General features: G+C 66.4%; 10 protein-coding genes and 1 tRNA gene. 2 read left to right on the top strand and 9 right to left on the bottom strand.

Going from position 1 to position 10,254, the window contains the following annotated elements:
- Positions 1–149: 149 nt before the first annotated feature.
- From ACFW6D_RS18330 to ACFW6D_RS18320, 3 genes are all read right to left on the bottom strand, one after another.
- Positions 150–1,307, bottom strand: coding sequence for a branched-chain amino acid ABC transporter substrate-binding protein (locus ACFW6D_RS18330; protein ID WP_379329582.1), 1,158 nt, complete (start codon positions 1,305–1,307; stop codon positions 150–152).
- 272 nt (positions 1,308–1,579) lie between these two features.
- Positions 1,580–2,188, bottom strand: a complete 609-nt coding sequence (locus ACFW6D_RS18325) for an ANTAR domain-containing response regulator (RefSeq protein ID WP_379329580.1) — start codon at positions 2,186–2,188, stop codon at positions 1,580–1,582.
- A 163-nt stretch (positions 2,189–2,351) separates the two neighbouring features.
- A tRNA-Leu gene (locus ACFW6D_RS18320) sits at positions 2,352–2,438 on the bottom strand.
- A gap of 499 nt (positions 2,439–2,937) precedes the next feature.
- Here ACFW6D_RS18320 and ACFW6D_RS18315 point away from each other — a divergent pair.
- Together ACFW6D_RS18315 and ACFW6D_RS18310 are read left to right on the top strand one after the other, a co-directional pair.
- A complete protein-coding gene (locus ACFW6D_RS18315) occupies positions 2,938–3,558 on the top strand; it encodes a low molecular weight phosphatase family protein (RefSeq protein WP_379329578.1) in 621 nt (206 codons plus the stop codon).
- Positions 3,559–3,703: 145 nt separating this feature from the next.
- Positions 3,704–4,087: a hypothetical protein gene (locus tag ACFW6D_RS18310; protein WP_379329576.1), complete on the top strand. Its 384-nt coding sequence runs from the start codon at positions 3,704–3,706 to the stop codon at positions 4,085–4,087.
- 8 nt (positions 4,088–4,095) lie between these two features.
- Here the strand turns inward: ACFW6D_RS18310 and ACFW6D_RS18305 are convergent, their stop codons facing one another.
- From ACFW6D_RS18305 to lgt, 6 genes are all read right to left on the bottom strand, one after another.
- Complete coding sequence (locus ACFW6D_RS18305; RefSeq protein ID WP_379329574.1) at positions 4,096–4,992, bottom strand: acyl-CoA thioesterase; 897 nt, start codon at positions 4,990–4,992, stop codon at positions 4,096–4,098.
- Between the two features lie 2 nt (positions 4,993–4,994).
- Positions 4,995–6,413, bottom strand: coding sequence for a pyruvate kinase (gene pyk, locus ACFW6D_RS18300; protein ID WP_379329572.1), 1,419 nt, complete (start codon positions 6,411–6,413; stop codon positions 4,995–4,997).
- Positions 6,414–6,557: 144 nt separating this feature from the next.
- A complete protein-coding gene (locus ACFW6D_RS18295) occupies positions 6,558–7,229 on the bottom strand; it encodes an amino acid ABC transporter permease (protein ID WP_379329570.1) in 672 nt (223 codons plus the stop codon).
- Positions 7,230–7,232: 3 nt separating this feature from the next.
- Complete coding sequence (locus ACFW6D_RS18290) at positions 7,233–7,985, bottom strand: amino acid ABC transporter substrate-binding protein (protein ID WP_379329813.1); 753 nt, start codon at positions 7,983–7,985, stop codon at positions 7,233–7,235.
- A 172-nt stretch (positions 7,986–8,157) separates the two neighbouring features.
- Positions 8,158–8,685, bottom strand: coding sequence for an NINE protein (locus ACFW6D_RS18285; protein WP_379235167.1), 528 nt, complete (start codon positions 8,683–8,685; stop codon positions 8,158–8,160).
- A gap of 227 nt (positions 8,686–8,912) precedes the next feature.
- Positions 8,913–10,025 carry a prolipoprotein diacylglyceryl transferase gene (lgt, locus tag ACFW6D_RS18280; protein WP_379329568.1) on the bottom strand — a complete coding sequence of 371 codons (1,113 nt, stop codon included), beginning with the start codon at positions 10,023–10,025 and terminating at the stop codon, positions 8,913–8,915.
- Positions 10,026–10,254 lie beyond the last annotated feature (229 nt).

Here is a 10,254-nt window from a genome sequence, read left to right as displayed (position 1 = left end):
TCCCCACCCCCCCCTCCTCACTCCATCCCTCCCCCCCCCCCCCCACCCTGACAACCCCCCCCCCCCCGCTTGTGTCCTTTTCTTGCCCGTGCCACCCGGCGCCGGGGGCGCCCCCACCCCCCCCCCCCACCGCCGCATACTCATCGGAACTACTTGACCTGGTACATCCAGATCTGGATGTTGGCCAGTTCGCCGGTCTCGCCCCACTTGTACTGGCGGGCGACACCGGTTCCGCTGTAGTTGCGGACGTAGTCGACGAGCTCGGCGCGCGTGACCTTACCCGAGTCGATTCCCTTGAGCAGGATCGTGGTCAGGTCGTATCCCTCGACGGAGTAGACGCCGGGCGCCTGGCCGTTGAGCGCCTTGTAGTCGGCGGCGAACTTCTCCGGCGCCGGGCTGCACGGGCACGAGAGCAGGGCGTCCTTCGACGAGGATCCGGCCTGGCGGACGAACTCGGGATCGTTGCTGCCGTCGGCGGAGACGAAGGCGGCGGTCACGCCACCGGAACGCAGCTGCTGCACGAACGGTGCGGCCTCGGCGTAGTAACCGGCGTAGAAGATGGCGTCGGGCTTGGCGGCGTTCAGCGACGAGACGGCGGCCGAGAAGTCCTTGTCACCTTCCTTGACGCTGGTCGCGCAGGAGGGGTCGGCCGCGGCACCCGCGGCGGTGTTGAAGGCCTTCGCCAGACCGGCACCGTAGTCGGTGTTGTCCTGCACGACGCAGACCTTCTTGAAGCCCTTCTCGCCGGTCAGGTAGTTGGCGATGGCCGGACCCTGCGAGTCGTCGTTGCCGAGCCCGCGGAAGAAGGTCTTCCACCCGTTGGTCGTCAACGTGGGGTTGGTGGCCGATGCGGTCAGCGTCGGCATGCCCGCCTCGGCGAGGATCTGACCGGTCGCCTTGGTCTCACCGGAGAAGGTCGGGCCGATCAGGCCGACGATGCTCGGGTCGGCGACGATCGAGGGCACTACCTGGCTGGCGATCTGCGGCTTGCCCTCGGTGTCGAACTGCTTGACCGACACCTGACAATCCGGATTGGCCTTGTTGTGCTTGTCGAGCGCCAGCTTCACGCCCATGATGATGTTGATGCCGAGGGCGGCGTTACCGCCGGTCAGCGGGCCCGCCATGCCGAGCGTCACCGGCGCGCACTTGGCCTTGCCGTCGCCTGCGGGGTCCGCGGCCGCACCGGAGTCGGTCGTCGCGACGGCCTTGCCCTGGGTATCGAGCTGAACCACCGGCTGGATGGAGAGATCGGTGTTGCCGCCACCGCCGCCATCGGACGACTTGTCACTGCATCCGGACAACACCAACGACGCGGCAGCTCCGATTACCAGAACTCCTCGCGTCGAACGACTGCGCCATGTCGAACTGAGCACGTCTCACCTCTATGTCCTGTGCTCCCCGGGTTCACCGAGGGGGCCGACCACGTTCAGCCCGCAGAGAACATATCGCCGCTTTGTTAGATCCGCATCACATTCGCATCATGTCGGACGCTTCTTGTCCAGCAATAGTTAACGTTATTGTTTCGCTTACGTAAATATTTTCTGCTTCCGGCCCACGCGGCAGTAAGAGCCGAAGCGCGTCACTGCGGGGTGAGGTTCTCCAGCACGACCTCGGCGACCGCCTTCATGGTCGTGCGCCGATCCATCGCGGTGCGCTGAATCCATTTGAACGCCTGCGGTTCCGAGAGCCCCTGGGTCTGCATGAGCACACCCTTGGCCCGCTCGACCAGTTTGCGCGTCTCCAAACGGTCCGACAGATTCGCGACTTCTGTTTCCAGCGCGGTGATTTCGTGAAAACGACTGGCGGCGAGTTCGATCGCGGGCACCAGATCGGACTTGGTGAACGGCTTCACCAGATAAGCCATCGCACCCGCGTCACGCGCCCGCTCGACGAGGTCGCGCTGACTGAACGCGGTCAGAATCACCACGGGCGCAACACGTTTCGTCGCGATCTCGGCGGCGGCGTCGATGCCATCACGGCGCGGCATCTTCACGTCCATGATGACCAGATCGGGGCGCAGTTCCTCGGCGAGCTCGACGGCCTGCTGCCCGTCGCCCGCTTCACCGACGACGTCGTAGCCCTCTTCCTTGAGCATCTCGACCAGGTCCATGCGGATCAGGGCCTCGTCCTCAGCGACGACGACCCGCTTGGCCGCGGGCTGCGTGGCGCCGGCTGCATTCGTGCTCATAGGTTCGACCCCTCAGGATTGGAGATGCCTGTCGATCACACCACGACCGGCGTTGTAAAGAGTACCTTTCGCCTCCGCGCCGAGAATGCGCCTGCGATGAGATCGCGCACACCCTGCGCCGGATACTCCCCCGCGGAGCGCGGCATGTGCCGCGCTTCCGCCGTGGTGCCGAGTGTGGGACTCGAACCCACACGTCCTTTCGGACAACGGTTTTTGAGACCGTCGCGTCTGCCAGTTCCGCCAACCCGGCGCACCGCGGTCACTATAGCGTCTCGGCGCGCCCGGAAGCGAACCGCCGGTCGAACCGGACGCCGACCTGCGCCGTAGCGCCCCGAAAAGCCGTCGCGGGCGGGCTGCGATCCTGCGCGTGTCGCCCTCCTGCCGATCGCCCCGACGGACCACCGCCACCCGAGGACATCGCGTGCTCGATGCCGCGGCGCCACCAGTCCGCCCCAGCGGCCTACGACATGCCCGACGAGACCGGCACCGGTCGCTCCCGACGCTCTCCCCCGCGGCACCCCACCAGTTATTACCGAATTGAATTATTATGCCGCGAAAGAGTGATGACCGACACATATCACCACAAGGTTTCCAACCCTTATCTCGCGGGTATCACGGTCACACACAACGGATTTGCGCATCGTGAATGATGTACGGCATTCAACCGAAAGGTGAATAAGTAGTACCGCGCTTGTGATGGTTACAATTCCGACCTACTCCGTGACAATCGACCCGATTACGGTGTCGGTATGCACGTGCTCTTCGTCTGCAACTCCAATGTCTGCCGCTCGGTGATCGCCGAACGGCTCACCCTGGCGTTCGCTGCGGAGAACGGCCTACCCGGCCTCACCGCGGAGAGCGCGGGCACCAGGGCACTGGTCGGCTTTCCCCCGGAACCCCTGGCGGCGGAGACGATCCACGGGCTCGGTGGCGACACCACCGGATTCAAGGCCCGAAAACTCAAGGCCGACATGATCGATCGCGCCGATCTGGTGCTGACGATGACCGATTCCTTACGCGACCAGGTCGGTGAAATGGCCTTCGGCACCGCGCCGCGCACTTTCACCCTCACCGAGGCGCATCGTATCGCCAAGGTCACCGGCGCGAAATCCATTGCCGCACTGCACCACGCGCGCAACAACCTGGCTTATGTCGGCCGCGAGAACATCGCCGATCCGATCGGCCTGTCACCCACCGCGTTTCTCGAGGTCGGCGACCGCATCGCTGAATTGCTGTTCCCCGTACTCGGTGCGCTGGCACCGCACGAGCAGACCAAACACTCCGGCGACGGCGACAGCCCCGGCCTGGTGATAGCACCGGGCGGGCCCGGCCCGCTGTCGGCGTTCTTGGCCGCCCAGCGCAGACGCTGAGCCGGGAGCTCGCGAAGGTCTGTTCCCCACGGCGCGCAGGGATTACACTTCGGCGCGGACGTGGGTGTTACCCCTGACAGGTTCGACACACGACGGGACTACAGACTTGCCGAAACGCATTTCGGATGTTTCGCTCCATGTGTATGTGACACCGGAGATCCTCGACCGCATCGTCGCCAGTGTCCGGACGGTCCTCGACGACCACGTCCACGACCGCGACGTCTATGCCTGGCGGTTCACCATGCCGGTCGATCCGAGCGATCCGGTCCATCACGACCTCGAATCACAGTGGCGCAGTAGCTATCCCGGCATCGACCCGGACACCGAGAGTACCTACGAGATCGCGCTGAGTCTGGTCGGTGAGCCCGCCGATCTCACCGACGCCGACATCGCCGATCTCGAACACGGTCTCGCACTGGCCGTCTACGGTGCCGCCGGGCCGCAGCCGACCCACTGTGTGCCGTTCACGTTGCGCGCGCACCAGCGCACCGACGTCGTGGCACCGGAACTCGACCGCGAACTACGCTGACTCCGCGCTCAGCGGGACGGGAAGTGCCGGATGACGCCTTCCTGGACGGTGGTGGCGATCAATTCGCCTGTGCGCGAATAGAACCGGCCCGTCGCCAGCCCCCGCGAGCCCGCCGCGACCGGCGATTCGGTGGCGTAGAGCACCCACTCGTCGAACCGGAACGGGCGATGGAACCAGATCGAGTGATTCACCGTCGCCGCGAGAATTCGGTCCAGCCCCCACGACAAACCGTGCGTGGTGATGATCGAATCGAGCACGGTGGTGTCGGAGGAGTAACCCAGCGCGGCGGTGTGCAACAGCGGATCGTCGGACAGCGCGCCGTCGGTGCGCATCCAGACCCGGTTGTGGTTGAGCTTCTCGCCGGTGCCCTTGAGGATCCAGGACGGATCGTTGGTGTAGCGCATGTCGATCGGGTGCGGCGCCTTGATGAACATCTCCAGCTTGTCCTCGAAGCCTGCGAAGCTCTCCTCCACCCGGGGCAGGGTTTCCGGATCGGGCACGTCCGGGCCGTCGTGGGCGTGCTCGAGGCCCTTGCCGAAGTCCTGGAACGCGGCCAGCATGACGAACAGCTCCTGGCCGTCCTGGCTGGCCGTCACCGTCCGGTTGGCCAGCGAACGACCGTCGCGGTGGCGCTGCACGTGGTACTCGATCGGCTTCTTCACATCGCCGCCGCGCACGAAATGCGCGTTGATCGCGTGCAGGGGCCGCTCCCCCGCCGTGCGGCCCGCGGCGATGATCGCCTGCGACACCAGCTGCCCGCCGAAGGTGCGGCTCCACACCTTCTCCGGGTGCTTGCCCAGGAAGGTGTCCTCGCCGATCGACTCGAGGTCGAGCAGGTCGAGCAACACCCGCAGATCGGGTGTCGGCTCGCCCTGGGTGGTTTCGAGTTCGATCGAGCTGCTCACTACTAGTGGTCCTCTTCGCCGATGCGGTGCACGTGGATCAGGTTGGTGGAACCGACGGTACCCGGAGGGGACCCGGCGACGATGACCACCAGGTCACCCTTGCGATAACGCTCGAGCGAGAGCAGCGCCTGATCCACCTGGTGGATCATCGCGTCGGTGGTGTCCACCATCGGCACGATGAACGTCTCGGTGCCCCAGCTCAGCGTGAGCTGGCTGCGCACCTCCGGCATCGGGGTGAACGCCAGCAGCGGCAGCGGGGTGTGCAGCCGCGCGAGGCGGCGCACGGTGTCACCGGACTGGGTGAACGCGACCAGCGCCTTGGCGTTGAGCCGCTCGCCGATGTCGCGGGCGGCGTAGGAGATCACGCCACGCTTGGTGCGCGGCACGTGGGTCAGGGGTGGCACCCGCGACGTTTCGGTCTCGACCGCGGTGACGATGCGGGCCATGGTGCGCACCGCGTCGATCGGCCATGCGCCGACCGAGGTCTCGCCCGACAGCATCACCGCGTCGGCGCCGTCGAGCACCGCGTTGGCGACGTCGGAGGCTTCCGCGCGGGTCGGGCGGGAGTTCTCGATCATCGACTCGAGCATCTGGGTGGCGACGATGACCGGCTTGGCGTTCTCGCGCGCCATCTGGATCGCGCGCTTCTGCACCAGCGGCACCTGCTCGAGGGGCAGCTCGACGCCGAGGTCACCGCGCGCGACCATCACCGCGTCGAAGGCCAGCACGATCGCCTCGAGGTTGTCGATCGCCTCGGGCTTCTCGAGCTTGGCGATCACCGGCACGCGGCGGCCGACACGGTCCATGATGTCGTGCACGAGTTCGATGTCGGACGGCGAACGCACGAACGACAACGCGATGAAGTCGACGCCCAGTTCCAGGGCGAACTCCAGGTCGGCGATGTCCTTCTCGGACAGCGCGGGCACCGACACGTTCATGCCGGGCAGCGACAGGCCCTTGTTGTTGCTGACGGGGCCACCCTCGGTGACCCGGCAGACCACGTCGTTGCCTTCGACGGCTTCCACCGTGAGGCCGACCTTGCCGTCGTCGACGAGCAGCCGGTCACCGGCCTTGGCGTCCTGGGCGAGCTCTTTGTAGGTGGTCGAGACGCGGTCATGGGTGCCGTCGACCTCGTCGACGGTGATCCGCACCTGCTCGCCGTTGGCCCACACGGTCTTGCCGTCGGCGAAGCGGCCGAGGCGGATCTTGGGGCCCTGCAGGTCGGCAAGGATGCCGACCGCGCGGCCGGTCTCGTCGGAGGCCGCGCGGACCATCTTGTAGTTGTCGGCGTGGTCGGCGTGGTCGCCGTGGCTGAAGTTCAGCCGCGCCACGTCCATGCCGCTTTCGACGAGCTCCCGAATACGATCCTGGGTGGCAGTGGCCGGCCCCAGGGTGCACACAATCTTCGTCCGTCGCATCACGCCCTCAGCCTAGTACTGGTCCTCCTCGCCGCGAATTTTACGGTCGACGGGCGAGGCGGCGTCGACCTGGCGGACCGGCGGATTTCGTGGTGATCGGGGCCGAGGGTTCCCGATGAGTTCCCTCGGCGTTCACCAAATCGGGTGTCAACGAACGGCTACGTGCCGGGAAAGTCTTGTCTCCAGACGGGTTTGGCCGAAGCCGAGGATCAGGCAGATGACCCAGTAGTAGATCGCCGCGACGCCGTAGAGGGCGAAGAAGTCGAAGGTGGGCGCGGCGGCGAGTTGGGCGGTGCGCAGGAGCTCGGTGACCAGGATGGTCGAAGCCAGGGAAGTGTCCTTGACCAGCGAGATCAGCGTGTTCGACAGCGGGGGCACCGCGATTCGCGCGGCCTGCGGGAACACGATGTACCACAGCGTCTGGACGTAGGTCATGCCCAGCGATTCCGCGGCCTCCCACTGCCCGTGCGCCACGCTCATGATCGACGAACGCACCACCTCCGCGGCGTACCCACCGACATTGAGGCTGAACGCGATCACCGCCGCCGGAAACGGATCGATGACGATCCCGAACTGCGGCAGCGCGTAGAACACGATGAACAGCTGCACCAGCAGCGGGGTGCCGCGGATGATCGAGATGTAGAAGCGGGCGGGCACCGACAGCACCCGCCGCGACGACATCCTGGCCAGCGCGACACCCACCGCGATGGCGAGACCGATGACGAAGCTGACTGCCGTGAGCGGCAACGTCATCGTCACCGTGGCCTTCAGCATCGGCACCAGGTTGTGCCGGATCAGCTCCCAGGTAGCCGGATCCATCCGCTATTTGCTGACGTCGGTGCCGAAGTACTTCTCCGACAGCCGGGCCAGCGTGCCGTCGGCGCGCAGCTCCGCAAGTGCCTTGTCGACATCGGTGATGAGCGCGGTGTCGTCCTTGCGCGCGGCGAAGGCCTGCTTGCTGGTCTCGCCGGTCTGCGCCGCGATCTTGATGCCGGTGTCACCGGTCTTCTTGGTGTACTCGCCCACGGCGAGGGTGTCGTTGACGGTGGCGTCGACCCGACCGGCCTTCAGCAGCTGCACCGCCTGCACGAACCCTTCCACCGCTTCGACTTTCGCGCCCGCGCCCGCGGCGACCTTGCTCCAGTTGCTGGTGGCCGACTGGGCGGTGGTCTTGCCCGCCAGGCTCGCCAGCGAGGTGATGGTGGTGTTGTCGGACTTGGTGACGATCACGCCCTCCGACGTCGTGTACGGCTGCGACAGCGCGTACTTGGCGGTGCGCTCGGGGTTCACGGTGACCTGGTTGGCGACCAGATCGAAACGCTTGGACTCGAGACCGGCGAAGATCGAGTCCCACGGGGTCTGCACGAATTCGACCCGCTTGCCGAGCTTTTCGCCGACCGCCTGCGCGACCTCGACGTCGTAACCGGTGAGCGTGCCACCCTCCTGGTAGCTGAACGGCGCGTACGTGCCCTCCGTGCCGACCTTCAACACGTTCGGGTCCGACGCCGACGAGCAGGCCGACAGGCCCGTCGCGGCGACAACAGCGAGTACGGCGGCGGCAATGAATTTGCGCACGAACATCCCTTTCTCCGCTACGCGTAGAGGGCACGCGCAGGCCCAGCGACGCTACGGCGCCGCGACAGACCGACACAGAGTATCGCTCACCGTGATCGCAATTGCCCCGGGGAAACGCGAAACGGGCACCCCGCGTGAGCAGAGCACCCGTTCATCGGCGGTGTAGCGGACCTCAGTCGCGCAGCGGGCGACCCTGCGCGTCGGGCACCTTGCCGGTGAGCATCATGATGCCGTCGATCAGCGGCCAGATGGCGCCGAGACCACAGGTCAGCCAGGTGACCGCGATCTGGGCGATACCGAGACCGGTGTAGCCGAGGTAGAAACGGCCGACGCCGAAGCTGCCGAGGAAGATCTGCAGCAGACCGGCCATCAGCTTCTGCTTGTCCGAGAACGGCACGCCGTACATGTCCCGGCCGTAGGGCGCTTCCGGGTCGTTCGGGTTGTAGCCCTGCGGCATGGCACCGTACGGCGCGGCGCCGTAACCGGGCTGCGGCTGCTGGGCATACGGGTCGGCGGGCTGACCGTACTGCGGCTGCGGCGCACCGTACTGCGGCTGGCCGTAACCCGGCTGCGGCTGCTGGGCGTACGGGTCCGAAGGCTGGCCGTAGGCAGGCTGACCGTACTGCGGCTGCGCGCCGCCGTCCTGGGGCTTGCTCAGGTCGGGCCCGTACTGGGGATTGGGGTTATAGGGGTCGGTCACTAAATGTCCTCCATCATTCGTGCGGGTACCCGTCGTGGCCCCCGGCCAGTGGTGATCGGCCGAACGGCGGTGCGCGCGCGACGATCACGCGCCATTGTTGCCGGTACCACCCGTCGTTGTCTTGTCGGGTACCACCCGATCGGTGCTCGCCATACATTCGAAATATCGCGACGGGCGCCCGCGGTGTTGCCGGGCGCCGCGTCGATTCGTGCGAAAACCGTCGTGGATCAGGACTTGTTCGCGCCTGATTTCGTCGGTTCCGAGGCGGCGTCGGCGGCGTCGGTCGAGGCGTCATCGCTGGTCACGGTCGCGACCTCCTTCGCCTTGCCCGCATCCTTCGCGTCGGTGTCGGACTTCGTCGAATCACCTTCAGTGGCAACGGAATCCGACGTCTTTGTCACGTCGACAGTGTTGTCGGCCGCACCGGCAGCCCGCAGCTTCGCGAACTGCCACGGCCACGGACGCGGTTCGCCGTCGGGTTGCAGCTGGGCCGGTGTCTCGCGGCCCTTGGTCGCCAATGCGAAGTAGGCCATGGCGCCGAGGAAGACGAGCGCGGAGGTGAACGAGTTGATCCTGATGCCGAGAATGTGGGTGGCTTCGTCGCTGCGCATCAGTTCGACGAAGAAGCGGCCGAAGCTGTACCCGGCCACATAGAGCGCGAACAGGCGCCCGTGCCCGATCTTGTAGCGCTTGTCCACCAGCACCAGCAGGACAACGATCAGCACGTTCCACACGAGCTCGTACAAGAACGTCGGATGCACGACCTCGAGCACCCGCCCGGTCGATACGCCGTTCATCATGTCGCGCGCGCCGGTCTCGGCATCGAAGCGTTCGTAGATCTCGAGCCCCCACGGCACATCGGTGGCGCGCCCGTAGAGCTCCTGGTTGAAGTAGTTGCCGAGCCGTCCGATGGCCTGGGCGAGCAGCACCGCGGGTGCGACCGCGTCGCCGAGCGGGGGCAGCGGGATCTTGTAGATCCGGCAACCGATCCAGGCACCGACGGCGCCGAACGCCACCGCACCCCAGATACCGAGGCCGCCCTGCCAGATGTAGAGCGCCTCGACGGGATGCATGCCCGGCCCGAAGTACTTTTGCCAGTCGGTGGCGACGTGATAGATCCGCCCACCGACCAGACCGAACGGCACCGCGAACATCGCGACATCGAGCACCGCGCCCGGCTGCCCACCGCGCTCGCGCCACCGCCGTTCACCCCACCAGATGGCGACGACGATGCCGAGAATGATGAACAGCGCGTACGCCCGCAGCGGGAAGGGTCCGAGTTGCCAGACCCCCTGGGGCGGACTCGGAATGTAGGCCAGGACTGAGTTCACGGGCCCCACGTTAGTGGAACGACCTACGGGAGGGTGACGCCGACTCGAATGCCTGTGAACTCTCCGATGCCGGATCCAGCACCCTTGGAGTTGGTGCCGCACCACCCAACCCACCCACCACCTGCGACCCATAGGGAGCAGCGGCCACGAAGTGGCCGGTCGCGGCCGGGTCGCCGGGTTTGGCGCGGAAACCCAACCCCCCCGGCCCCGGGGACCGACCCGAAACCGCGGCGCCCCC

Origin of the sequence: Nocardia sp. NPDC058705 (assembly GCF_042749305.1) — a bacterium.
Lineage (GTDB): Bacteria > Actinomycetota > Actinomycetes > Mycobacteriales > Mycobacteriaceae > Nocardia.
This window is presented reverse-complemented; position numbering and strand designations above follow the sequence as displayed.

Coding starts and splice junctions, on each gene's coding strand:
- ACFW6D_RS18295 (WP_379329570.1), bottom strand. CDS start 7,229: ATGGATCCGGCTACCTGGGAGCTGATCCGGCACAACCTGGTGCCGATG.
- ACFW6D_RS18315 (WP_379329578.1), top strand. CDS start 2,938: ATGCACGTGCTCTTCGTCTGCAACTCCAATGTCTGCCGCTCGGTGATC.
- ACFW6D_RS18325 (WP_379329580.1), bottom strand. CDS start 2,188: ATGAGCACGAATGCAGCCGGCGCCACGCAGCCCGCGGCCAAGCGGGTC.